This is a genomic window from Saprospira sp. CCB-QB6 (assembly GCF_028464065.1).
Classification (GTDB): Bacteria; Bacteroidota; Bacteroidia; order Chitinophagales; family Saprospiraceae; genus Saprospira.
Genome location: NZ_CP116808.1, coordinates 2,666,598 through 2,693,196, shown reverse-complemented (window position 1 = coordinate 2,693,196; position 26,599 = coordinate 2,666,598). Strand labels below are relative to the sequence as shown.

15 protein-coding genes and 1 tRNA gene are annotated in these 26,599 nt (G+C 44.6%); 7 read left to right on the top strand and 9 right to left on the bottom strand.

Annotated elements, in window-relative coordinates; translation table 11 throughout:
* Position 1: 1 nt before the first annotated feature.
* From PPO43_RS10380 to PPO43_RS10370, 3 genes are all read right to left on the bottom strand, one after another.
* Positions 2-517 (bottom strand): DUF2480 family protein, encoded by a 516-nt coding sequence (locus PPO43_RS10380; protein ID WP_272617513.1) that lies wholly within the window; start codon positions 515-517, stop codon positions 2-4.
* 180 nt (positions 518-697) lie between these two features.
* Entirely contained in the window at positions 698-1,636 is a 939-nt protein-coding gene (rsgA, locus tag PPO43_RS10375) for a ribosome small subunit-dependent GTPase A (RefSeq protein ID WP_272617511.1), read from the bottom strand.
* A gap of 32 nt (positions 1,637-1,668) precedes the next feature.
* Complete coding sequence (locus tag PPO43_RS10370) at positions 1,669-2,421, bottom strand: geranylgeranylglyceryl/heptaprenylglyceryl phosphate synthase (protein WP_272617510.1); 753 nt, start codon at positions 2,419-2,421, stop codon at positions 1,669-1,671.
* Positions 2,422-2,809: 388 nt separating this feature from the next.
* On the opposite strand from PPO43_RS10370, the gene PPO43_RS10365 reads away from it, so the two are divergent.
* The 3 genes from PPO43_RS10365 to PPO43_RS10355 all read left to right on the top strand — a co-directional run bounded on the left by PPO43_RS10365 (position 2,810) and on the right by PPO43_RS10355 (position 6,196).
* Positions 2,810-3,586, top strand: coding sequence for an MbnP family protein (locus PPO43_RS10365; protein WP_272617508.1), 777 nt, complete (start codon positions 2,810-2,812; stop codon positions 3,584-3,586).
* 3 nt (positions 3,587-3,589) lie between these two features.
* Positions 3,590-4,792: a cytochrome-c peroxidase gene (locus tag PPO43_RS10360; RefSeq protein WP_272617505.1), complete on the top strand. Its 1,203-nt coding sequence runs from the start codon at positions 3,590-3,592 to the stop codon at positions 4,790-4,792.
* A gap of 354 nt (positions 4,793-5,146) precedes the next feature.
* On the top strand, positions 5,147-6,196 hold the full coding sequence (locus tag PPO43_RS10355) for a YihY/virulence factor BrkB family protein (protein ID WP_272617503.1): 1,050 nt from the start codon (positions 5,147-5,149) through the stop codon (positions 6,194-6,196).
* A gap of 53 nt (positions 6,197-6,249) precedes the next feature.
* Here the strand turns inward: PPO43_RS10355 and PPO43_RS10350 are convergent, their stop codons facing one another.
* From PPO43_RS10350 to PPO43_RS10330, 5 genes are all read right to left on the bottom strand, one after another.
* Entirely contained in the window at positions 6,250-7,353 is a 1,104-nt protein-coding gene (locus PPO43_RS10350; RefSeq protein WP_272617501.1) for a LysM peptidoglycan-binding domain-containing protein, read from the bottom strand.
* A gap of 263 nt (positions 7,354-7,616) precedes the next feature.
* Positions 7,617-7,889, bottom strand: a complete 273-nt coding sequence (rpmA, locus tag PPO43_RS10345) for a 50S ribosomal protein L27 (protein ID WP_015693039.1) — start codon at positions 7,887-7,889, stop codon at positions 7,617-7,619.
* 58 nt (positions 7,890-7,947) lie between these two features.
* Positions 7,948-8,385 (bottom strand): 50S ribosomal protein L21, encoded by a 438-nt coding sequence (gene rplU, locus PPO43_RS10340; protein WP_336298908.1) that lies wholly within the window; start codon positions 8,383-8,385, stop codon positions 7,948-7,950.
* A gap of 14 nt (positions 8,386-8,399) precedes the next feature.
* Positions 8,400-8,486: transfer RNA gene (locus PPO43_RS10335), tRNA-Ser, on the bottom strand.
* 305 nt (positions 8,487-8,791) lie between these two features.
* A complete protein-coding gene (locus PPO43_RS10330) occupies positions 8,792-9,442 on the bottom strand; it encodes a MarR family winged helix-turn-helix transcriptional regulator (RefSeq protein ID WP_272617497.1) in 651 nt (216 codons plus the stop codon).
* A 114-nt stretch (positions 9,443-9,556) separates the two neighbouring features.
* Between PPO43_RS10330 and PPO43_RS10325 the strand changes: the two genes are divergently transcribed.
* From PPO43_RS10325 to PPO43_RS10310, 4 genes are all read left to right on the top strand, one after another.
* Positions 9,557-12,052 carry a TonB-dependent receptor gene (locus PPO43_RS10325; protein ID WP_272617496.1) on the top strand — a complete coding sequence of 832 codons (2,496 nt, stop codon included), beginning with the start codon at positions 9,557-9,559 and terminating at the stop codon, positions 12,050-12,052.
* Positions 12,053-12,928: 876 nt separating this feature from the next.
* A complete protein-coding gene (locus PPO43_RS10320; RefSeq protein ID WP_272617494.1) occupies positions 12,929-14,659 on the top strand; it encodes a tetratricopeptide repeat protein in 1,731 nt (576 codons plus the stop codon).
* Positions 14,660-14,720: 61 nt separating this feature from the next.
* Positions 14,721-16,568 carry a hypothetical protein gene (locus PPO43_RS10315; protein ID WP_272617492.1) on the top strand — a complete coding sequence of 616 codons (1,848 nt, stop codon included), beginning with the start codon at positions 14,721-14,723 and terminating at the stop codon, positions 16,566-16,568.
* 28 nt (positions 16,569-16,596) lie between these two features.
* Entirely contained in the window at positions 16,597-17,436 is an 840-nt protein-coding gene (locus PPO43_RS10310) for a hypothetical protein (RefSeq protein WP_272617490.1), read from the top strand.
* Between the two features lie 474 nt (positions 17,437-17,910).
* On the opposite strand, the gene PPO43_RS10305 is transcribed toward PPO43_RS10310, so the two are convergent.
* Positions 17,911-26,562, bottom strand: a complete 8,652-nt coding sequence (locus tag PPO43_RS10305) for a gliding motility-associated C-terminal domain-containing protein (RefSeq protein WP_272617487.1) — start codon at positions 26,560-26,562, stop codon at positions 17,911-17,913.
* Between the last annotated feature and the right edge of the window lie 37 nt (positions 26,563-26,599).

Genomic DNA, 26,599 nt, shown 5'->3' with positions numbered 1-26,599 from the left:
CTTATTTCTTTTTTTGCTTATAAATTGGAACCGTCGAACAGGCCTCGCCAAACATAATACTTTTCGCTACAGGCTGCAAAATTCGCGTAATCTCCATATAGGCCGCAGGCGGCACCGGCTTATCACTACATCCTTTGACCACCACGGGCTTGCCCTCAAATTCCGCCAAATCCAATTGGCCCAAAACAACCTGATAATGCCCAGCCAAAAATTCTTCCTCACTCCCAAAACGAATCGCCAAAGCATAAGGAGCAGCCAAACTGACCACCAATTGATAAGCCCAAGTCGGCACAATGGCATCTGCAGAACAATAAACCCGCAGGTTTTTGCCCTCATATTGGCTCCAATCTATCTCTTTGAGCGCCTGTCGAAAATCTTTCTCCCTCAAAATTAAGCCTTTAAAAAGATAATCTTTGATGTCAAAGACCAAAATTTCAGCCTGAGGATAATAATCTTCCAAATTAAAGTTGACTAGGCTACTTTGCGCCACTCTATTGACTAGCGGTTGATTTTTCATTTTCTTCTTTTTTATATTTTTTGGGGCTGCCCCTCCCTGCGGTCGGGTCGGGCTGTGTCAGGGCTCGCTATTCGCTCGGCCCTTCACAAAATTTCGCTGCGCTCATTTTGCTCGGTCTGGCCTTCGGCCACCCCTTCCCATCGCTAAGCCAGGGCGGCTTCGCCGCCTAACTGGCCCAATTTATAAATGTCGCTCCCAATGGTTTTGTTCTTGGATTTCCTCCATAATAGACAAATAACTTTGGTAGCGCAACTCATGAACTTCCCCCGTTTCTAAAGCTGCTTTTACTGCACAATGCGGCTCATTGATATGCAAGCAGTTATTATACTTACAGTTTTTAGAGGCCTCAAATATTTCTGGAAAATTATGGGCTACATCTTGGGGTTCCAAATTGAGAAAGCCCAACTCCTTAATACCTGGCGTATCAATAATTTCACCGCCCTCGGGCAAGCGAAATAACTCGGCAAAGGTGGTGGTATGCATTCCCTTTTGCGTATAATCAGACACCTCACTGGTTCGTAAACCAAGACCAGGCGCCAAAGCATTGATCAAAGAAGATTTACCTACTCCAGAGTGACCAGAAAAAAGACTGCGCTTATCCTTGAGCAACAATTTGAGTTCTTCTAGGCCCTCTCCAGTTTCTGCAGAAACCAAACGAGTTTGATAGCCTGCTCGGCCATACAAAATTTTGAGGCCCTCATACATTTCTAGATCATCCTCATCATAAAGGTCGGCCTTGTTGAGAATAATGTAAGTGGGAATAGAATAGGCTTCTGTGGTCAGTAAAAAGCGATCAATAAAGCCCAATTTGACATTGGGTTCTCGAAGCGTGACCACCAAAAGCGCTTGGTCCAAATTACAAGCAATCAAATGTTGATGGTGCTTTTGGCGAGTAGATCGGCGAAGCACATAGTTTTGGCGGGGCAAAATCTTATGAATCATGCCCGTTTCTAGGCCCTTTTCTTGTTCAAAAAGGACCTCATCGCCTACAGCTACCGGGTTGGTGAGTTTATAGCCTTTGAGCCTAAACTTTCCTTTGATGCGGCAATCGTAAACTTTATGATCAGGCGTTTGGACACGATACCAAGCGCCAGTGGATTTAATTACAGTTCCTTGCATAAAATGCGTTAAAATCTAAAGTTGAACTTAATTTAGTGGCAGGCGGCCACCATTTCGGCCATCAGTTGTGGGTCTTTTTCTAGGGCATTGCCCACCACGACCAAATCTGCTCCTGCTTGAATATTTTGGGCCACTTTTTCGGCTGTTCGGATACCTCCGCCAACAATTAGGGGTAGTTCTATAGCGGAAGACACCGCCTCTATCATTTGAGTAGAAACGGGATGAAGTGCTCCAGAGCCCGCATCCATATAAATCAGTTTGAGGCCTAATAATTGGCCAGCTAAGGCGGTACAGATAGCAATATCTTCTTTATTGGCGGGAATGGGTTGCGTATTACTAATATAAGAAACCGAAGTGGGTTTTCCGCCATCGATAAGCATATAGCCCGTGGGTAAAATTTCGAGTGGGCTTTTGCGCAAATAGGCAGCTGCTTCTACATGTTGGCCAATGAGCAAATCTGGATTGCGGCCAGAGATAAGCGAAAGCAGCAACAAGGCGTCAGCATTATGGCTAATTTGGCGGAGAGAGCCTGGAAAAAGAAAAACGGGAATATTACTTTGGGTTTTGAGTGTATGCACCACCTCCTCTAAAACGTCGTTGAGTAGTAGGCTACCGCCCACAAAGAAATAATCTACACCAGCCCAAACAGCTCGTTCAATCGTTTCGTTCAATTCCTTCGTCTTAAGTTTATCGGGGTCGACCAATAGGGCAAAGCCCTTTTGTTTTTGGGCCTTAGCCGCCAATAAATTTTGGTAGAGCGGAAAGTTCGCCAATCCTTTTAGCATAGTCCTCGTTTAATCTTTGGGCGAAAGATAGTGAACTTTTGGCGACTGCCCTTAGCTTTTGGGGAAGTTGTTGAGTGAGAGCAGAGGAGTTCTACAAAAGCGTACTTTTATATTAGTATTGGGATCTAGTAACTCCTTGCACATAGAAATTGGGCCTTGTTCTTTATCTTATCTTTATAGTTAGGGGGCCAGAGCAGAAGGCCAAAAGCGAAGGAATTGGTAGAGCGGCCTAGCGATGTGCAGCAGTGGCCGCAGGCCAGACCGAAGCGCTGCAAGCGCTGAAGGGCCGAGCGAATAGCGAGCTGCGGAGCGTAGCGCCGACGAGCGCAGCGAGGCGGAGGCCCCAAAACAATACAATCAGACTTGTTCATTCACTTAAATTTGACTTATGCGTTATTTATCAGCATTTTTAATTTTGGCCCTAATGGGTTGGGCGGCATCTTGCAAAAAGGAGCCTGTGAATCCATCGACAGAGGAGAAAAACTTGAGATTAAACTTTAAGGCGCAGTTTGATGGGCAAGCTTTGCCGATGTTTACGGATGTGCTGGCGCCCAATGGGGAGAGTTTTCAGTTACAGACCTTGAATTTCTTTCTTTCTTATGTTGAAATTCAGAAAGAAAATGGGGATTGGGTTACAATTGACAGCTCGGCTTACCTTAACTTTAGTAATCTGGTGGATGCTGCGGCGGCTGAAGCTGGGGTTGATTTGAATTATTCTTTGGCGGAGGCGGGAAATTTCACGGCAATCCGCTTTGGCTTGGGGGTTGCGCCTGATTTGAATGCTATGGATCCAGCTGATTTTAGTAGTGCGACGGCTTTGGGGGATGCGGGAAATTATTGGACAGCTTGGGACAGCTATATTTTTACGCGGACCGAGGGAAAAATTGATAGCTTGCCCAATGCTGCGGGGGGAGAAATTAGCTTTTTGTATCATTCTGGGGTAGATGGCATGTATCAGCAGAAGAGTTTTAGTAAAGCGTTCAATTTGGATCAGGATGTTGATTTGAACTTTAGTATTGATATAAAAGAGGTATTTTACAAAGCTGGGCAAGAGATTCCGATTGCAGCGAATAATGTCAGTCACTCTGGTGATTCTAGCACAGCCGATTATGCCATTGTAAAAACCATTATTACGAATATGGGCCAAGCCCTAGAATTGCAATAAATTATGTTTAAGAAATCCCTTCTGTATTTGAGTTTAGGTTTGGGCAGTTTGTTATTATTAGAAACGGCCTGCGATCCCAAGCCTGAGGATATTGGTCCTATTTCGCCAACGGTAGGTAGTTTAGATAGCATTCCCTATAATCCGGTAGCCTATGATTATCCTGAAATCAATGGCTTGCCGGCCATGGAGGAGCCCTCGGATAATCGAGCTACAGAAGCTGGGGTTAAATTGGGTCGTTATTTATTTTATGAAAAGGCCTTATCTATAGACCACAGCATTTCTTGTTCGAGTTGTCATCAGCAAGATAAGGCCTTTACAGATGGGAGTGCGGTAGGCATTGGTGTAGGTGGGGCCTTGGGGACTCGAAATAGCATGTCGCTAATCAATGTGGGTTATAACTGGAAGCAAAACAGCCAGCACAACTTCAACTGGGATGGAAAATTTGCGAGTTTAGAAGAGCAGGTTCTTTCTCCTGTAGAGCATCCATTAGAAATGATGAACAACTGGGAAGAAGTGATGCAGCGGTTGAAGGCGCATGAGCATTATCCGCGCATGTTTCGTCAGGCTTTTGGGATTGACCATATTGATGAAATGACTAAAGAGTTGGCGGGCAAAGCCCTAGCGCAATTTTTGCGGACCTTGAACTCTGCAGACTCGGAATATGACCGAGACGAATGGGTACCTTTTGAGTATATGAGTGAAGCGGCCCAAAGGGGAAAACTGCTCTTTTTGGGAGATGCATTGGGCAGTGCTAGCACCAAAGATGCAGAATGTGCGCATTGCCATAGCTTTACACGAGATGCGGCTATTTTTGCTCGCAATAGCTTTTCCAACAATGCCATTGATTCGGTAAATAGCTTTACTGAGTTTAACGATAATGGTTTGGGAGGAATTACGGGTTCTGTAGTAGACAATGGTCGTTTTAGAGAAGTTAGTTTACGTAATGTGGGCTTAACAGCGCCTTATATGCATGATGGTCGTTTTGCTACCTTAGAAGAAGTTTTGGATCATTACACAGATCACACTTCTGCGGGTCGTGGTCCCAATGTAGCCAATGAACTAAGTACTGCGCCAGAACTCCCTCATTTGACCTCCCAAGAAAAACAAGATCTTGTTGCGTTCTTACATGCCTTGACCGATACGAGCTATGTCAATAAAGCAGAATGGGCAGATCCCTTTTTGCAAGTAGATCCTTGGGCCGAATAAAATTCAGTTTTTAGCGCTTTTTTTATAAAAATGGACATTTATTTAGACTAAAATCATACGGTTTAATAAAAAGCTATTCGTTTTGATCAATTTTATTGAACAAAAACCTGCTCTAATATTCCTTTTTTATCAATTAAGCTTGTATTTTTACTAACGGAGTTTATCACTTCTGACTGATAAATTTTAACTGTAGGTACGCTGAACACTACCCCATATGAGTGAAATTTTCCAAGGCTTACGCTCGTTTGATAAGATGAAACTTATACCTACAGCAAGCAGATTGTCGAGATGACAATCTGCTTTTTTTATGAGTTCATCAGGGAATCTCCCTATTTTGAGGAAAATCAGCTGATCATGTTACGCATTTTTAGAAATTTTTTCCGCCTTTACTTACGTCCCGTCTATTTGGTTATTAAGGCAACCATAGATAGTTATGGACAAGACCGCGTGCAGCGGATGGGAGCCGCCTTAGCCTATTATACTATTTTTTCGCTACCGGCCATTTTGATTATCATCATTGGCTTGGTGGGCTTCTTTTTAGGCGAAGCGGCTGTAGAAGGCCGAATTTACGATACTATTGTAGAGTTTGTGGGCGAGGCCGCCGCAGAACAGATTCAAAATGCCGTAAAGAATATTGGAAGTCCGAGCACAAACTGGTTAGCCACCATCCTGGGTTTGGGTTTTCTAATTTTTCTTTCTACCCATATTTTCTACGCGCTACAGGAGGCCCTCAATACCATTTTTGGGGTTCGAGAAGTTGCCCGAAAGATGCAAATTTTGCAAATGATTATTAACCGCATCTTGTCTTTTGGGATGATTCTCAGCATTGGCGGTTTATTGGTCCTTTCTATCTTGCTCAATGGACTTATTTTAGGCCTAAGCACTTATATTAAGGGACATCAAGCTTGGGTGGCTAGCCATCTGCCCGATCAGCTGGCCCCTGCGGTAAGCTATTTTACGTCTAACTTTTTGGTCTTTATCAACCTAGGCGTCTCTATTCTTATCATTGCCATTTTCTTTATGCTGATGTATAAGATTTTGCCCGCCGCCCGCCTTCGCTGGCGCTATATCTGGTGGGGCTCTATTTTCTCGGCCATTCTCTTTTGGTTGGGCCAATTGCTAATGGGCTACTACCTCAGTCACACGAGTATTGTGAGCGCCTATGGAGCCACAGGCTCGCTAATTATTATTTTGCTCTGGGTGTATTATTCGGCGCAACTAATTTTTATTGGAGCCGAATTTATCAAGGCCATCTGCGAGTATAGAGGCGTGATTATCCAACCCAAAGCCTACGCAAAGAAAATGCAGAAAGAACGCCAATGGGTGAAGAAAAGCCGCCGAAAAGATGATAAAGGAAGAGTGATCGAACTCTATGAAAGTCCCCTGCCCAATGAATTGATCTAAAAAAAGGCCCCATATCTTTCCAAGATATGGGGCCTTTTAAGCATTCAACAAGCTTACTGTGGCAACTTAATTTTGGCTCCCACAAAGAAGCCTTCTACAGTTCCCCAACGCTGCAATTGATCTTTATTCAAGGCCTTAATTTGCGCTATACTCACATTAAATTTGCGCGACAAAATGCCCAAACTATCTCCTCGCTGAACGGTATAAATTTTAGGCGTTTTGGGCGGCTCTGGCCGAACTGGCTGCTCTGGCTGAGGCTGCCCCTCTCCTACTTGTAACTTTTGACCCAAAGACAAACGAGCCCAATTTACCCCTGGATTCGCCGCCGATAATTTGCTGAAAGAAATACCCAACTTTCGAGCAATGCCGTAGCCCGTATCTCCCGAAACGACGGTATAGTATTTTACAGTTGGCTGTGGCGTTGGCGTAGGTGTAGGCTTTGGATCTTCTTCTTGAGGCGCGCTGTTGTTGTTTGTTCCCGTATTATTTGTGGAACTAGTATTTCCCCGAAAAACATCCAAAAAGCTAAATACCTTGGCCGCATATTGGCTAATTTCTTTAAACTTGGCCGCCGTATCCCAGCTCAAATTAAAGCGCTCTACCACATCCTTAATGGCGCCCTGCAAATGCGGCTGATCCAAAAAATCCATCTGTGGGTCTTTACTCCCCCCCGCTTTGGCCCGTTCAAATGCTTTCATAACCGTGTACTCTCCAGCATTATAAGCCGTGAGCAACATAGGTGCATCCTTGGGGTCATTGGCCGAAATGGCCAGGCCCGTCATCCGGCTCAAACTCCGCGCCTTTAAGATCAAAGCCAAAGTTCCAATCAAGGTATTTAAAGAAGCATCGGCCCAAACATCATTTTTATCTCGGTCCAAATACTCACTCAATTTAGTATTCCGATAACGCAAATCTGGAAACTGCTGAATGGTCGCCATCCAAGTCTGCCGCGTAATCTGCATCAACCCCTTGGCCCCACTATAGCGCCCCGCTCCTGCTCGAGCATTGCCCGAAGACTCCACCGCCACAATGGCCTTGAGCAAAGCCGCCTCTACCTTGAGCTGCTGCCCATAATAATCTAATACAGGCTCATAACGCCGAATATTGGCTAAACGGCCAGCTATATCTTCTTGGCTAAATGTGTGTCGAGCAATCATATCCTAAGGGGAGTTTTTAAATGAATGATAATTTGGGGCCTCAGCTGCGGCTTCGCCTTGCTGCGCTACGTTTCGGGGCTCGCTATTCGCTCGGCCCTGCGGCGGCTTTGCCGCCTAGGTCTGGCCTTCGGCCACCCCTGCACATCGCTAGGCCAATTGCGCCCCCTAAAAGGCAAAAAAGGGGCTACGCCCCTCAAAATAAAAAAAGCTTTCTCCAACCCAAGGGCCAAAGAAAGCTTTTTATATCATTGATGTGAAATTTCCTAAGAAACTACCTCTACTTCTGCAGGGATGATATTCACGAAAGTGCGATTTTTATAGCCTTTCTTGAATTCTACGATACCGTCGCAGAGAGCAAAAAGAGTAAAGTCTCTACCTTTACCCATATTTTCGCCGGGGTGGAATTTTGTACCACGCTGACGAACGATAATGTTTCCAGAGCGAACGAGTTGACCGCCGTATTTCTTTACACCGAGTCGTTTACTATTACTATCCCGTCCGTTGTCCGTACTACCTACACCTTTCTTGTGTGCCATGACTTTATATGTTTAGCGTACTAATTTAACAAATAATGAACTTCGCATAGATATAAGCCTATGCAATGCTGTCAATCTTAATTTTTGTGAAAGACTGACGGTGACCGTTTTTCTTGCGATAGCCCTTACGACGCTTCTTTTTGAAAACGATTACCTTGTCACCTTTTAGGTGCTCTAATACAGTGGTGTTAACTTTAGCCTCTACGGTAGGCTGACCAACTTGGTAAGTGTCGTCTTTTGCTAGGAGGAGTACTTTGTCAAAAGTAACTTGATCACCCTCTTTAGCATCCAGACGATGAACAAAGATCTCCTGACCCTCGCTCACCTTAAACTGTTGTCCTTTAATTTCTACGATTGCGTACATCTTACCTGGATGAGTGAAAAATGAATAATTAATAATATTGCATACTTGCCTTTCGGCAGCGGGCAAAAATAAAACTCTTTTGAGAAAGAAAGAAATTTTGGCCCAAAAAAATAAAGCCTGATGGCTAACCATCAGGCTTTTAGTAGCGGAGGTTGAGGGATTCGAACCCCCGGACCCCGTGAAGGGTCTTCGGTTTTCAAGACCGACGCATTCGACCACTCTGCCAAACCTCCTGCGTTATTGAACGACATTGTTCCGTCGTTGCGATTGCAAATATAGGGCGGGTATTTGGTTTGTCCAAACTTTTCTGTAAAAAAAAGCTAAGTTTTTTAGAAAAAACCCAATAACTAACTCATTAACAAGGGAAAAGAATTTAAATTTTATTTTGGACCTAGAAAGGCGCGCAGCCGCCTTGGCTGAGGGATGGGCAGCAGTGGCCGTAGGCCAGACCAAGGCGGCAAAGCCGCCGCAGGGCCGAGCGAATAGCGAGCTGCGAGACAGCCCGACCCGCCCAAAGGGCGGGGCAGCCCCAAAAATACTACTTCCCTAACTTCTCGGCTAAAATCGTTTGCATATCCTCTTCATGGGCTTGATAGAAGATGGGATTGTGATAGACATTGAGTTTTTGCAATAAATAGTGCAGTTGTTTTTGCTCCTTGGGCGTTAGTGGGGCGATGGCCAGCTGGCCCAGCAGGCCCATTTGTGGGAGCAACTGCATAATGAGGGCATTTCCTTGGGGCGTGAGGGAGACCAATTTGGCTCGCCCATCGCTGGGATCGGGTCGGCTGCTGATAAACTGTCCGCGTTTTAGGCGGCGGATAATCTCCATACCCGAGCTAAACTCCATGGTATTTCGATCAATTAACTGTTTTTTTTGCATGCTTCCCTCCACTAATAAAGTGGCCAAAAAGCCAAACTCGTCAATTGTAGAAACCGGCTCCTCTTTAAATTTCTTCTTGAGGTAAAAGCGAAGATATTTATAATTGAGGGTAACCAACTGCGTAATCTGTGCAGCCAAATTGCCCTGTAAAGGCATAGCAGGTTCTAATTCGACCATATCATCGGTGATGATATCCTGCTCTAAAATCCAATACGCAAAATCCTTGGCCGTCCAATTTTCATTTCTCCCCTCCTCTTCGAAAGCGGCCAAATAAGGCAGCAACCGAATCAACTGATCGTATTTCTTCATCCTATTAAACATTTTTGTTGAAGAATTCTGCCAAAATTCTACCCCAAAATTAAACAAACAAAAATATATTGTGTTTTTGTTACATCTTAAACGCTAAAACCATAAAAAAAGATCATGAACGTTCTAAAACCTTATTTAGCCTCAGGGATTTGGGTCTTCTTTTTCCTTTTGCAGACACCTATTTGGGGACAAAGTGGCCTGATTAAAGGGCGTATTTTAGATACCAAGAATAATCAGCCCATTATAGGGGCCAGTGTGGGTATTCCTAGTTTAGGTCTGGGTAGTATCAGTAATTTAGAGGGGGAGTATGAAATTGCCAATCTAGAGCCCGGCTTTTATACGATAACTGTAAGCTATTTGGGTTATGAGAGCCAGAGCCGGTCTGAAATTCAGGTTACGAACTCTCGGCCTGCTAATATCGACTTTTTTTTAGAAGAAGAAAGCGAAGCGGTAGAAGAAGTGGTGGTTAAGGCCTCTCCTTTTAAACAAAAAGCAGAGAGTCCAACCTCTTTACAAACCATAGGAACGGCAGAAATTCAGCGTAATCCTGGGGGAAATCGAGATATTTCTAAGGTAGTTCGGATTTTGCCGGGGGTGACCACCACCAACTCTTTTCGCAACGACCTAATTATCCGCGGGGGCGCACCTAATGAAAACCGCTTTTTTTTGGATGATATTGAGGTACCGAATATTAATCACTATGCGACCCAGGGGGCCTCTGGAGGGCCACAGGGTTTGCTCAATGTGGATTTAATTTCGGAAGTAGATTTTTTTAGCGGGGCTTTTCCAGCCAACCGGGGCAATAGCCTAAGCTCGGTCTTTAATTTTCGTCAAAAGAATGCACGGGACGATCGTTTGGGTCTAACGGCCAGTGTAGGTGCTACGGATGTTTCCTTGGCTTTAGAGGGCCCTTTAGACAAGGGGAAAAACCATAGTCTGTTGCTTTCTGCTCGCCAATCTTATCTACAATTTTTATTTGATGCTATTGGCCTCTCTTTTCTGCCTACTTACAATGATTTTCAGTTCAAGTGGCAGTACAAGCTACCCAATAAGGACCAATTTTATATTACGGGTTTGGGTGCTCTAGACCGCTTTAAGCTCAATCTAGATGCCAATGAAACGCCCGAACAACGCTATCAGTTAGAAAATTTGCCCGTCAATAATCAATGGAATTATGCCATTGGGGCTGTCTACAAAAAGTTTCAGAAGAATGGCTACTTTACATTTGTTCTTAGCCGAAATATGCTCAACAACGATATCTTCAAGCATGAGGATAATGACGAAAGTCTGCCCAGAACCTTTGACTACAATTCTCAAGAAAGCGAGAACAAGCTGCGGCTAGAGCATAGTATCCGCCTAAAAGGCGATTACAAACTAAGTTATGGACTAGGCTATCAATATGTTCGCTACTTTAACCGCAGCGATTTGCAAGCTTTGGTGGGCGGATCACCTCAATTGGTGAGTTATCAGACCGAGCTATTTTTCCATAAGTATGCGGCCTTTGGCCAACTGAGCAAGCGCTTTTTGCAAGACCGCCTCAATGTTTCAGTGGGAATGCGCTTGGATGGCAATAGCTATTCGGAGCAGATGAATAACCCTCTGGAGCAATTTTCGCCTCGTTTGGCCCTCTCTTATGCCATTACGCCTCAAATTAGCTTTAATGCCAATGCGGGTATTTTCTATCAATTGCCGGCTTATACGGCTCTTGGATTTAGAAGCAATGATGGAAATTTGGCCAATCAAGACCGTCTAAAGTTCATCCGCAATCAGCAGTTGGTGGCGGGCTTTAGTTATTTGAGTGAGTCGGCCAGCAAAATTTCGGTAGAGGCTTACTATAAGAAGTATGACAATTATCCCTTTTTGCTCAATGAGCAGATTGCCTTAGCCAATTTTGGGGCAGAGTTTGGCGTCGTGGGGGCCGCCCCTTTAGATGATCGTGGAGAGGGCCGTAGTTATGGACTAGAGTTTTTGTTCCAGCAGCGACTCTACAAAGGGTTTTATGGCATTTTGGCCTATACCTTGGGCAAATCTGAGTTTAAAAATCCAGCTGGCGACTATGTGGTTTCTTCTTGGGATAGCCGCCATATTGTCAATGCGGCTTTGGGCAAAACCATCCCAATCATGAACCAAAAGATCCGCAAGGCGCGCAATGAAAAGCGAGAAAGCAAGGGCAAGGCGGCCCTTACAAAATCAGTGGTTAATCAGGAGCTACAATTGGGTTTGAATATCCGTATGCAGACGGGCTTGCCCTATACGCCTTATAATGACAGCCTATCGGCCTTGGTCCAAAACTGGGATACCTTTAAAGAGGGGCTTAGAGATTATAGCCAGCTCAATAGTGAGCGGACCAATTTATTTTATGGGGTGGATTTCCGTGTAGATTACAAATGGTATTTCCCCAAATGGAGCCTACAGCTCTATTTTGATATCCAAAACTTTCCCTCTCAGGCAGCCAGTCAGCCTCGCCTCATTTTGGAGCAGGGCGACGATGGCAATCAGCCTATTACGGTCATCAATGAAGGGCAGCCCAATGCCTCTTATTTACTTAGAAGCATCGATAATACGAGTTCTGTAACGGTTCCTTCTATAGGAGTGATTATTCAGTACTAATTAGATTTGGGGCTGCCCCGCCCTTCGGGCGGGTCGGGCTGTGTCGCAGCTCGCTGATCGCTCGGCCCTTCGCAAAAAAGCATAGCTTTTTGCTCGGTCTGGCCTTGCGGCCCCCTGCTGTCCATCCCTCAGCCAGATTTAATCGCGCTGCTTTGGCCATAGTTTGCTATGAATTTTCTGCTAGGCCAGCTATTTTTTAAGGGCATAGCCTTCGCTATGGCTGAGAAAAATAGGGCCGACTAGCAGAAAATTGCTGCAAAGGATAAAAGTGAGTGCGATTAAATCTGGCTATTGCCTGCAGCCCTCTGGGCCTGCAAAACCGTTTAGATAAGTAGTATAAAGAGAAGGCCCATAAATTTAAGGCTTGAAAGTTTCTGTTATAATAGAGAGAGGAGGATCAAAACTATGGTTTTGGTCCTCCTTTTTTCTGGCCTAGCGCTCAGGAGGGGTTCCCTTACCCATCGGGAGGGATTGGCTACTTCTTTTGATAAGTAGCCTGATTTTCGGGAGCATTCAGGGGGTTCTTCTGTCGAGATATTAGGGGCAAGAAGCAAAGCCGCCGAAGAAAAAAGCCCAGCTAAAAAAAATGGATGAGCGGCTGAGGGATAGAAAGCAGTGGCCCCCAGGGCCAGACCAAGGCCGTCAGGCCGCAGGGCCGAGCGAATAGCGAGCTGCGACATAGCCCGACCTGAGCGCAGCGAGGGGCAGCCCCAAAAAAGTAAACTCCTTAAATAGAAAAGGGCAATAGATTCTTAAAAAAGGCTATCTTATAAGCGGCTATTAGCGAATAAATTAAAAGCCTTGTCACAAACAAGATTGAATAATTTAGAACTAGTAGATTTTCCTCCATTTTGTGAACCCTAAAACGACAACTCCATGAGTTTTGCAGAAAAAAGGGCTGCTTTAGAGCAACTATTTGAGCAGCAAGAATTTGAGGCCTTAGTAGATCAGGCGGCTCCCTTAATTTTTGAGTATGAGGACGAGACGGATGTCGACTTCTTTTTACTATTGGCTAAGGCGGCCAAGGCGAGTCAGAATACTGATGACTATGAATATTTTTTATTCAAGGCCAAAGAAAAAGCGCCTCAGAATACGGCTGTTTTGCTTCAGTTGGCTGAGCAGGAGGTTTTGACGGGCAGTAAATTTACGGCCAAAGAGTATCTTCAGCAGATTTTGGACATAGATTCGGCCCATGCCAAGGCGCATTCTTATTTGGGTGATATTTTGTTGGCGCAGTTAGATTATGATACTGCTTTAGTGCATTATCAGAAAGCGATGGAGGGCAAGAATTTGGCTCAGAATGAGCAAGAGCAAATTGCTGTAGCGGTGGTTGACCTCTATCAGAAGTCTAAATCGACAGCGGAAGCTTTAGCTTTTTTGGAGGAGTATTTTCCGAAGGAAAAGTTTCAGGCAAACATTGAGAAGCTTCGTTTAGGACTATACCAAACAGATTCGGCTTACAAAGAGCAGCTCAAGGAGAGTTTGGCACTTTTGCATCAGCATTTGCCAACGGAGGTCATTTACATCTTGAACTTAGCGGCTATAGAGCCGGATCATCAGGCGGCTATTGCGCTATATGACAAAGCGATGGCTTTAGCGTTGACTGAAAAAGAGAAAACGACCGTTTTAAAGAAGCGGGCTTATCGTTTGGTGCAGGCTGAGGAATGGAATAAAGCGGTAGCTGATTATGATGCTTTAATTGATCAGGAAGAGCAGCCTTTATATTTTGAGATGCGAGCAGAGGCCAAGGAGCAATTGAAGGATCTCAAAGGGGCTTTACAGGATTACAGTCAGGCCTTAAAGTTGGATGGTGCAGCTAGTCGCTTGCTTAAAGCGAGAGGATTATTATTTGCCAAAGCCAAGCAATATGATCGAGCTGCGGCGGATTTGACGGCAGCGATTAAAGTTACTGGTAGCATGGGAATGGCTGAGCTCTACTATCATTTGGGCGTAGTCTACAATAAAAACAGTGATCGCAATAATTCTGTAAAAATGCTCATCAAGGCGGATCAGTATGGATATGCTAAGGCGGGGCAGTATTTGCAAGAAAAGTATCCGGAGCAATTAAAGAAAGTGCGGGAAAACAGCAGTGAAAAAATCAGAGCTAAATATGAGGCCGAATTTGTGCGCAATGCCAAATCGCCTATTTTGCAGCAAGCATTTGGTCGGCTTTGGGCGCCCAATATGGCTAAGTTCATAGAGGCCTCTGAAAAAGAGTTATTAGAATTGCCTGCATTTTTGAGTAAGCAAGTATTAGACAACATGTCTAAGGAATTGCTTATCATTACTGCAGAGGGTTTACTCTTTTTTGAAAATGGTGCTGAAGTTCCCTTAGAGGCTTATTACAGTGTAGAGGTAGAGTCAGAGCATGCTATTTTGTTAGAGGTCCAGCCCGTAAAGGGAGGCAGTTCGGCCAGTATGCGTATTTCTTTCTTTGAGGGAGAGTTACTTTTGCACTATCCTGTTTTGGAGATCGATTCGGCGGCGAAGTACTACTATCCAGTAGAGCAGCCTTCAGCGGATCAATTAGAGAAATTGAATAACAAGGCTTTGGCCTTAAACTATATGCCGGCCATCGAGGCCGCTATTGCCGAAATAAATACCTAATTAACATTCCCCATTTGATGGCTAGGCGGAGCAACTAGCCCATTTAAAATTAGATTACATTATGAGCCAAGAAGTAAAAACATTTGCAGCCAAGCTGCAAGAATTTGAGACGGCTGCGAATAAGTTAAAGACTTATTTGAATAGCTGTAAGCAAGATTTGGATGGGAAAATCCAAACAGAGAAAGGCAAGATTCAGCAAAAGCTGCAGGAGTTAGAAAACTACTTGAAAGAAAATACAGCAGAAAAGCTCAAACAGGCCCCTAATGTGGGCCAAGCTTTTACTGATGTGTTACTAAAGGCCAAGGAAGTAGAAAATGAGATTCGGTCTAAGGAAACCTTTATACAGGCTTATGTAGATGAGGCTCTGGGTGACAAGCTCAATGCTGTAAAATCTCCATTTGTGAGTTATGCCCTTCATCGAACGATGATAGAGCGGGAAATCAAGGAGGATAAGGTTTTTGTTGCTACTAATACAGCACAGCTACTCAAGACACTAGAGAAAATGGTAGCTAGTGAGGGTAATTTGGATAAAAAGAAGGCGCTTATCATGGCGACCAACTACCTCAAGCAATTTTTGAGTAGTTTAAAAGCTGTTGACTACAGATACCTTCAGCAGGCTGATATTGATATGTTGGTTGCCCAGTTTAAGGATGCGGCCGAAAATTATCATCATAGTGAGGGATTCTTCACTCGTTCAGCTACAAAAGGCTCCTTAAAAAAGCTCACTAAAGATAATCTTGGGCCATTAAAAGATTCTTTTGGCTTAGCCTTACTATATGGAAAGGCCCATGAGCCTAATGGCACATTAAAAAAGTGCGATGAGTTTAAGGATAGTTTGCCTAGTATAGTTGATAGTTTGGCCAAAAAGGGACAAGCAGACAGCAGCATCAAAGCCAAACTAAAAGAGTTAGAGTTCAAGTACCTCAAAGCTTTGAAAGCAGCATTTAAAGAAGCTGATCCAGAACATGCCCAAGCGATTATTGATCAGGTAGAAGCTAAAGAAGTTCCCAAGCAAATTGACTGGATTCGCAAGACTTTTGGCTTAGCCAACTGGGCTTATGAAAACTTTGGGGCTACTGCAGGAAAGTACTTGATTGAAAAAGCCAATGGAAAAGCTACAGAAGAGGGAAAACAACCCACAATTTCGACAGGAGATTTATTGAAGTATAAAATATCGACTCCTGACTATGAAGTAAATTTAGATGTCCCTCTATTTGATGTTGGATTTGTAGATGCTGGTCTAGAGTTGGGGGCAGCCTTTAAAGCTGCTTTTGAGGTTGGTGGAGATTTAACGCTACACAACTTTTTAGATGCCAATATTGAAAAAGTAGTTAGTGGTACTATTGGTGCCTCGGCTACAGCAGAAGCCAAAGCCTTTTTAGGAATTTATGTCGCTATATTGAAGATTGTCAAAGCTTCTGCTAGAGCTGTATTGGCTGCAGAGGCAGGAGTAAGTGGCGAGGCTGCAGTAAGTTTAAATAAAGGGAATATTGCTGCTGCAACTAACTTTGCCTTTGATGCTGAGCTTAAAGGCGGACTAAGCTTCAAAGGGTATTTAGAATTTGCTATTGGTGCAACGGCCATTATCAAAGCGATTTTGGATAGCATTGGCATTCCTGCTGAAGCCAAATTGCAATATCCTGAAAAAGGTAGTGAATTAGTCATTTTAAATGTAGAGCGTGCAGCTAAGGTACACGCTCATATCCCTTTCCAGAAGAAAGACGTGCCCTTCCCGGCCAAGGAGTTTGACATCAGCAAAGGCGAATGGGTAGTTGAGTATCCCTTTATTGAGGATATGCAAAAATTCTTTAGCGATAAGTTTTCAGGCTTAACAACAAAGACCATTAACATGGAGCCCCTTAACGCAGAAGAACTAGAACAGCTAAAAGCTGATTATGCCCAATTTTAATGCCTCATCCCTCTTAAATTAACCAATCATGAAAGCGAAATTTAAAAGTCCTGATTTCTTAAAAGAGAAAGGACAAGATTTTAATATTAAACTACTCAAGCAAGCTGTTAAAGGCGACTTTTCTGCTCCACTCAAGTTTTTTTATGATACCGAATTTGATTTTGGTGAAGAAAAAGCTCCACTCATGTACATTGGAGCAGGAGTTCCCTCGCCATGGAAAGCCTATATTAAAGAACAAAAGAAATCAGCCTCTTTTGTTGCAGGTCAATGCACCTTAGATCCAGAAGGTAACCTTCAACTCTTAGCAGAAATTGGCAAGGGACAAAAACCAGCGGTCCTTAAAGCCCTCAATAAAACGATCCTCAAAAAGTGTAAGCTTCAAGCTTATTTTGTCGATAGTATTGAGCAAGCTGCCGCAGCAGGAGCTGCAGTAGCTGCGGCTAGCCCAGAAACGACCATAGAAGACAATAGCCTAGCCTTGCGTCTAGCAGCCCTTATCGAAAATGGTCAAGAGTTGATTAAAACAATTAACCCTGTTATTGCCGAGCTCGAGCAACCTTTACAGGATATCCGCTCTACAGTAATCACAGATGCCCTAATTCAAACTGTCCAATCTGGCCTTAAAGTCATCAATACGGTCAACTTAACAGCTTATCTTGCCAATGCCCAAGCTGCTTTGGCCGAAGCTCAAGAAGAGGCCGAAGTACAAGAACTTAATAAGGTGGTTGCTGAGATTAAGGCCAAACAACCTATTTTAACTCAAATTGCTGCCAATAGTGCTAAGGTAGATAAAGTTAAAGATCCTATGGATAGTGATTTTGCTCCCATCAGCGATGATCCCTTCCGTACGTTCTTAGGACTATTGTAAGCAAGTTATTCCCTACTTTTTATACAAGAGACTCTTTTTAAGGGTCTCTTTTTTTTGGGGCCTGCCGCCTTTGGCGGCCGGGCCCTTTCGGGGCTCGCAAGCCTGCTCGGCCCTGCGGCGCTTTGCGCCTTGGTCTGGCCTGCGGCCACCCCTACAGGCCCCTAGGCCAATCCGCCCCACTGCTCAGCTAAAAGCCGCTAAAGCGCCTTCAAGCTTCGCAGGCTCGCGCCAAGCGCAGCCCGGCCGGCGGTAGGCGGCGGCCACCTCCTCCCCTGCTTTTAACCTAGTCTGCCCCTCAATATATTCCATTTCAAGTTCAGCCTTCCCTTCCGCCGCCTCCGCCTGGGGGCTGGCCTCCTTTGGCCCAAGGGCCAAAGCGCCCAGCATGACATGCCCCCTTCGGGCCCATCCTCCACAAAAAAAGGGCTGTCGGATTTTCCGACAGCCCTTTATCTATTTAATTCCTTCCGCTAACTAGCGAAGCAAATTCACTGCGCCCTTAATCACAGTCGTCTCTCCATCAATATAGAGCACTTCTGCAGACCAAGCAAAGGTTCCAGAGTTCATTGGTTTGCCCTTAAAGCTACCATCCCAACCCTGTAAAGGATCATTCGGATCAAGGTTCAAGCCCTCATACACCAATTCGCCCCAGCGGTCATAGACTCTAAAGCTTAGAATCTGCTCTACCTTTTCATCAGCTTGAACAAAGAAACGATCATTATTCCCATCACTGTTCGGCGTAAAGGCCGTAGGGGCTGCTGCATTTCTAGGTTTAACCATCTTCACCACAATCGAGCTATCCTGAACACAGCCCGAAGCATTCGTGGCCGTAAACTGATAAATGCCCGCATCATAAGGCGTCAGTGAAGTCGTCAAACTGCTATCCACCAATGCCCCAGAGTTAATCTCTGTCCAAGCCCAAATCGCCCCAGTCGTATCATTCAAGTCTGCAAATAGCGTCAACGTATCTCCATACTCCAACACATACTCCACTTCGCCTGAATCTAAGGCTGGACCAAAGCTCGTCAGGAAGAATGGATCTGCCGCCTCTACTGTTACTAGCGTATCATACATACAACCATTATTGTCTCGGATATACAAAGGATAAATTCCCGACTCCAAACCAACAAAAAGATTGCCTCCTGTAAAGTTTACACTATCCAAACTGTAAGTGTAGCCCCCCAATAGGGTCGAGCCACCAATTCCATCTACTTGGATACTTCCGTTCGCATCATCCACACAGGCTACGCCTCTAATACTGAGGTTGCCAATACCTACTTCCGTCGGATTCGCCAAATTGATGCTCGTATCTGCCTTACAGCCATTCGCATCTTCCACATTAAGCGTATAGTTGCCCGCAGCTATGCTGTCTAAGCTTGGCGTTGCCAACCCATTCGACCAGATATAAACATAAGGTGATATTCCGCCTTCTACTGTAGAACCTAAGGCGCCTGTACTGTTATTGTAGCAATCTACTGCCCGTACTTGGTTCAAGCTCACCGACAATTCCGAAGGCTCGCCTACCACATAGCTAAAGCTATCCACACAACCATTGATCGACTGGACCACTACTTCGTACTCGCCTGCCGCTACATTCGTAATGCTCGTTCCTACAACGCCATTACTCCAATAGCTCGCCTGCAAAGGCTCATTCGAGTTCGTTATGCTTATAGAACCTGTAGACTCTCCATAACAAGAGGCATCTTCTATCGCTACCGTAATGCTCAAGGCCAAGGCCTCTCCCACTACAGCCGTATCTACCTGCGTACAGCCATTCAGATCCGTTACACTCACATAATAAGTCCCTGCAGATAGACCCGTCGCTACATTCGTCGTCTGACCCAAGGGATCTGACCACTGATAGCTCAAGGTCCCTGTTCCCCCTGAAGCTGTTACCTGTGCACTTCCATCTGCGCTACCTGCACAACTGGCATCCGTTACATTCACGATCTGGCTCGTGATTCCTGAACTCTCGTTCACTGTTGCTGTACGGACCACGGAACAGCCATTCCCATCCGTGATTGTCACACTATAGGTTCCTATACTCAAGTTCGAGTTTACATCTGTACTCGCTCCATTCGACCAAGCATAAGTATAGTCTCCATTACTATTGGGCGTACCCCCACTCACAATGGCCGTAATTTGACCAGAAGCACCTCCAAAACATAGGGCATCTGCTGTATTCAATGTCGCTACTAAAGCACTTGTTGGCTCCATGACAATCACCTGACTAAGCGTCTGACAACCATTCGCATCCGTTACCGTCAACACATAAGTACCTGCGGCCAAACCGCTAATACTTTGACCCGTCATGCCATTGGACCATGCAAAGCTATAAGGTAGCGTTCCCCCTGTCAAGAAGGCCGTCGCTGTACCATCTGAGCCCCCTTTACAATTCACCCCTGTCGTCCGAATCGTATCGACAACCAAGAGCGCGGGCTCTACCAAGTTCACCGTTAAGGTCGTACTACAACCATTCGCATCTGTAGCCGTTACCGTATGCTGTCCGCCTGCTAAACTTGTAGCACTAGCTGTCATCTCGCCATTGGGCCAAGCATAGCTATAGGGGGCTGCCCCTCCTGTAGCAACTACCGTTGCACTTCCATCCATATCTCCATGACAGCTCGGATTCACACTTGAGACAAAGCTCAATACTACTGGATCGGGATTTTGCAATAAAACCTGATCCGTTACCGAACAGCCTTGGCTATCCACAACCACTACCGAATAAGCACCTGGCGCCAAGTTCGTCGCAGTCGCTGTCGTTTGACCATCTGACCAAAGGTAAGTATATGGGGCCGTGCCTCCTGTCGGTACCGCTGTTGCACTTCCACTATTCGCTCCAGCACAGGCTGCCGCATTAGTCGTAATGCTGGTTGTCAGCAATGTAGGCTCGCCTAGAACATAGCTTTCTACAAGCTGACAAGCATTCCCATCTGTTACCGTCACACTATGTGTGCCCGCTGACAAGCCCACGGCCGTAGCCGTTCCTTGGCCATCTGACCAGAAGTAAGTGTAAGGAAGCGTACCTCCTTGAACCATTACGGCTACAGTTCCATCTGTACTTCCATTACAGCTAGGTTCATTCCCACTCATACTCGCTGTTAACGCTGCTGGCTCTTCTACTTCTGTAGTCGATACCATATCACAGCCATTCGCATCCGTTACCGTCACTTCATAAGTACCCGCCAATAGGCCTGTAATCGTCGCAGCAGTCATCCCATTATCCCAGTTGTAGCTATATGGAGCCGTTCCGCCTGTTGCACTTACCGTAGCCGTTCCATCGCTACCTCCTGAACAAGACACATCTGTATCACTCAGACTCAACTGTATGGCTGTTGGCTCCGTAATCGTTACCGATACAGGCAACACACAGTTATTCCCATCACGAACCTCTACCGTGTAAGTCCCTGCACAAAGGCCCGTAAAGTTATTATTGCTACTGAATACATTACCCGTTTGACCAGGACCTAATATTCGGTATTCATAGCCATTAACACCTAGCGTTCCTGTGCCAGATACGGCCGTAGCGATAATCTGTCCATCACAATCATTGGCACAAAAGACATTCACCTGCTGGATTGTCGCATCCAAAGGTACAGGATCCGCCAAACTAATACTATCTATTGCCGTACAGCCAGAGGCATCCGTCACCGTTACCGCATAAGTCCCTGCCGCCAAGTTCGTCGCAAGCGTACCATTCTGCGCCTGTGGACCAGACCATGCATATACATAAGGCGATACGCCTCCACTGGCCGTCACCTGTGCCGCTCCATCCGAGGCTCCTGGACAGCTAATCGCTGCTCCATTGTAATTAGAGTATTGTTGGACGTTGAGTACGATTGGAGATGGTGCTGTAATAGTAGCTGAAGCAGAAGCCATACAACCTCTAGCATCTGTAGCAGTTACAGCGTATGTATCTGGTGCCAAACCATCTGCAGTAGCAGTAGTTTGTCCATCAGACCAGACAAAAGTGTAGTTGGGCGTTCCCCCCAACGCATCTGCTGTCATTTCTCCATCACTATCTCCTGCGCAAATAGGATTCACAGGGTTAATGATATTTACCACAACAGCCGAAGCAGGTTCACCAACAAAGGCACTTAAAGTTACTGAGCAACCATTAGCATCAGTTACTGTCACATCATAAGGGCCTGTTAACAAGTTACTGATTTGGAAGCCTGATTGGCTATTAGACCAGTTGTATGTATAAGGGGGTTGACCACCCGTTGTTGTTGCTGTAATCTGTCCATTGTTAAGTCCATAACAGCTGATCGAATCAGCTACTAGAGTAGAAACAATTGGCGTTGGTTCAGTAATATTTACACTATCAATAATAAAACAGCCATTAGCGTCTGTAATAGTTACGGACTCCATACCTGAAGCTAGACCTGTTGCTGTTTGTGTCGTCTGTCCATTATCCCAAAGGTATGTATAAGGTTGAGTACCTCCTGTAGTACTAACTGTTGCTGTTCCATCGGTCAAGCCATTACAGCTAATTGTTGTACTATTGAATGTGGGATTTGTCAACGCAGTAGGCTCATTTACAACCACAGTTGTATCCACAGCGCAACCGTTGGCGTCTGTCACGGTCACATCATAAGAACCTGCTACTAAGCCAGTAGCTGTTGCTGTAATTTGACTCGATGCAGCTGTAGACCAAAGATAGCTGTAGCCAGAGGCTCCTCCAGTTGCAGTTACTGTCGCACTACCATCTGCACTGCCAAAGCAAAGAGCTGCTGTTGTTGTCGTAGCTAACTGGATAGCAATCCCATCTGCTACTGTCTCACAAATTGTAAATGTACAACCATGTGCATCAGTTACTGTCACACAATAAGTTCCAGTAGCTAGACCAATAGCCGTTTGTGTAGTTTGGCCTCCAGTAGTTGCATCCCATAAATAAGTGTAAGGAGCTGTTCCTCCCACAGGCAAAACTGTAACTGTTCCATCAGCACTACCAAAACAAAGCGCATCGGTAGTAGTTGTAGTTGCACTAACTGCAGTAGCAGGTTCTCCTACTATAGCTGTAAGAACAATTTGGCAACCATTTATATCTTCACAAGTCACACTATAACTCCCTGCTGCTAAGCCAGTAGCAGTCTGTGTAGTTTGAGCACTTGCGTCACTCCATAAATAAGTATAAGGAGCCGTTCCATCTGCTAATACCACAGTAGCAGTACCATCAGCTCCACCAAAACAAAGCGCATCGGTAGTAGTTGTTGTGCCTGTTAAAGCTGTAGGCTCAGTAAGTGTAATACAATCTGTAGTTGTACAGCCATTTGCATCAGTAACTGTTACACAATAGGGCGTATTTGCCGATAAGCCAGTAACTGCGGCTGTAGTTTGATTTCCAGTATTGGCATCCCATAAATATGTATAACCACTAGTACCTCCTGCAGCTGTGGCAATAACTTCTCCATTACTACTTCCATTACAACTTACATCTTGACCATTGTAGTTTGAGTTTACCGCCAAAGAAACACTTACCGCAGTAGGTTCACCAATAACTACAGAGTCTAACGTTTGGCAGCCATTGATATCAGTAATTGTTACAAAATATTGACCTGCACTAAGGTTTGTTGCTGTAGCTGTAGCCTGTCCCAAAATATCACTCCAGTTATAAGTATAAGGAGCGGTACCATTTGTTACTGCTACAGTAGCAGTACCATCAGATCCTGTATTACAGCTTACATCTGTACTACTTTGCATATTAGATTGCAATGAGATAGGTTCTGTTAGTGTTACAGAAGTAACAGCAGAGCAGCCTAAGCTATCTGTTACCGTTACACTATAAGTACCTACACATAAGTTCGTTGCAATAGCCGTTGTTTGACCATTAGGCCATAGGTATAAATATCCCGTAGTAGCAGGTGTCCCCCCTGTAGGAAATACTTCTGCTTCTCCATCGCAGCTACCTGCACAACTGATATCTTGGCCATTATAATTTGAAATTACTCCAGCAGTAGCTGTTACAGTAGCTGTTGGTTCTATAACTGTAGCGGTTTCTGTTATGCTACAACCATTATCATCTGTAATGGTTACGGTATAAGTTCCTGCTGCTAAGCCCGTGGCAGTAGCTGTAGTTTGCATTGGAGAAGTGCTCCAGCTATAACTATAATCTACAGCAACGGTTCCTCCTATTGCTGTTACCGAGGCTGTACCATCAGCACCACCAAAACAATTTACATCTGTTGTTGTAGTTGTTGCGCTAATTGGTGTGGGAGCTGTAAGCGTAATACAATCTGTAGCTGTACATCCATTATTATCTGTTACTGTCAAACAACAAGCTATGCCCGCAGTAAGGTTAGTAACAGTTGACGATACTTGACCATTGGACCAAACATAAGTGTAAGGGGCTGTACCTCCATTAACTGTAGCGGTGGCCTCTCCATCTGAGGCAGTAGCACAAGAAACATCTTGACCATTATAGTTAGAACTAACTGCATTTGTCACTTGCAAAACCGTAGGCTCTGAGACAACTACTGTTGCGGTAGCTGTACAACCCGTACCTTCTGAAATAGTTACCGAGTAGCTTCCCGCCGCTAAGTTTGTAGCTGTTGATGTTGTTTGATTAGCAGCAGCAGCATCCCACTGATAAACAATAGGAGGTGTAGCAAAGGTCAAAGCTACTGTAGCTGTACCATCTGAAGCGCCATTACAACTTGCGGGCGTACTAGAGGTAATTGGGTTAATACAACCCGAAGCACAACAAGAATGGGTTGTAGAAGGTCCATCAGCGCAGCTTCCTCCAGAAAGTGCATAGATAGTCAAATCTACACATTGTCCTGGGGTAAGGCCACCCACAGAATAAGTTGTATTAGTAACTGCCTGTGTAAAAGCTGGCCCTCCATTTACACTGATGCTATATCCACCTGAGCCAAAAATAGGCTGCCAAGAAAAATATACATCAGTAGCTGTAACAGAATCACAAACAATGATAGGTGCTGGATAAGCAGTATCAATTATTGCATTAAAGCTAGTCGTATCACTACATCCAAAGGTATTCTGAGCGATAACCTGATATTGTGTATCTACAGTTGGTGAAATAATACTGCTATCACAATTTGTACAGCTAATATTATAGTTAGGTGACCAATAGAAACTAGCTGCAGATTGGTCATTGAAGGTAATGCTCCAATTAGTTACAGTACAAGGTACTCCACCTAAACTAGGGGCAAGGTTATGCTGAATCCGCAACACCCACTGTCCATTAGCCGCACAGCCATTCAATCCACCAAATCCATTGGCTCCTACAGGAATAAAGCTAGAGTTATCAGGAATATTTGAGAAGGGCGTGTTGTAAGCAGTAATAGCTTGAGTAGCATCTGGTGTAAAGCAAACCCCTGCTAATGCCTTATCGTTAATCCCTCCCTGACCATTCATCAAAGGAAGAACACAGCCTGTAGGAGAAATGAGAAAGAGATTAAGATCTCTTATAAAACCATTTCCACAACTCATATCTAAACAAACAGACTGAATAGAAGTAGATAGGATATCTACAGGAGCAATTCCAGAAGTGTTAATAGGAATATCTAAAATCGAGTCAGGCTGAATGGTTGCTGTTCCACTAAGTGTAAAAGATTGTGGCCCAGGGCCAGGCTGAACAGAAGCAAATACTTGTGCAGAGTTTCCATTACAAACCGTTACATCAGGAATCGGATTGATTACAGCTGGAAAAGGTGCACTAACTTCTACGGTATCATGCTGTACACATGAACCATCTGTATAAGTACAAATGAGATCCACTGTATCTAAAACATAAGCAGTCGGATTATAGACGTTGGGGTTATCAAAGAGCGCAGCTGGAGACCAAGAATAAGTCCCTGGAGCCGATGCGCCACCAAAACCAATTGCCTCTAATCCAATTGTATCTATACTATTGGGGCAAATAAACTCCTTACTGAGCTCTAATTGCAGGTTCTCCAAATCTAATCGGTAAGATATAGCCTGCTGAGCTGAAATAGGACAGGCATTATCTTCTATAAAAGTAACAAAGGTATAAGATCCTGTGGCAACACTATCTGTTGGAATAGTAAAACACACTATCGCCTCATTAAAGTTGGCGGTAGGGTAGGTAACAGTATAAGTTGCACCAGGAATTATGCTTCCAACATTAGAGCTAATTGACAAAGAATCAACAACATCTGGGTCCGAAACATTAAGACAGAGGTCTAATTGGTTTCCACCACAAACATTGATAGCGGCAACTAAACCTGTAGTATCCAACACCCCTTGGTTCACAGTAAAACTATCTACCTGAGAAGAGGTATTTGTACAGTTATTCAATACTACGATAACAACTTCTCTTCTCGTTGTATTGATCAACGTTCCATTGCGATACTCTTCAATAGTAAATCCAACCACAGCATACTGTGATTGGTTGGCACAAGGCGTAAATGCAATCTGTCCTGTACTTTGATCTAAAGTAAAGGTATTATTTGTACAAAAAGGCTCTGTAGAAGAAAAACCAGCACTATAGGCAATACTACTGCTAGCTCCATCCAAAGGCTCAGAAATAGAAAACACCAAAGAGTCTCCATCGGGATCTTGGGCATCATGGCTATAAAAAGCAGGCTGTCCAGCACAAGTATACAATACTGGAATTCGTCCAAATTGAGGACTGCTGTTACAAGGCGCCCCCCATTGTGGGTGATTCGAGTTAATTACAGTTTCTACATAAGTTGTTCCTGTACTACTTAAGTTTGTAATTGCCGAAGTTCGACAACATTCACTAAAGCTAACGACTAAATTAGAACAACCCGTACCAATTGTGGCGACACCTTGGTAGATATATTGCTCTACCCCTGGCTGACTTCCACCATTACAGCTAGAAGTACTAGGGTCACAAAGCTGTGATTGATCCGTTACAGAAACCTGACTAAGCGTAATGTTACTATTTACTCCACAACCAGCTCCTCCTGAAACAGTAAGCGAGGTGGCAGAGGGAGTAATCCCATCACAATCTCGGTAGTAGACCAAAGTAAATTGATATTGCCCTATTGCAGGATCAATACATTCATAGGTTAAGTCTACGGCTACTCCATGCGAAGCATAAAGCTGTGGCAGACAAAACAGGCTGAGAAGAATAACGGCAAAATACCGAAAAACTAATCGTAAAGGGGAGCTCATCTAAGTTGCTTTTGATTTTAAAATAAAATCAGTTTTC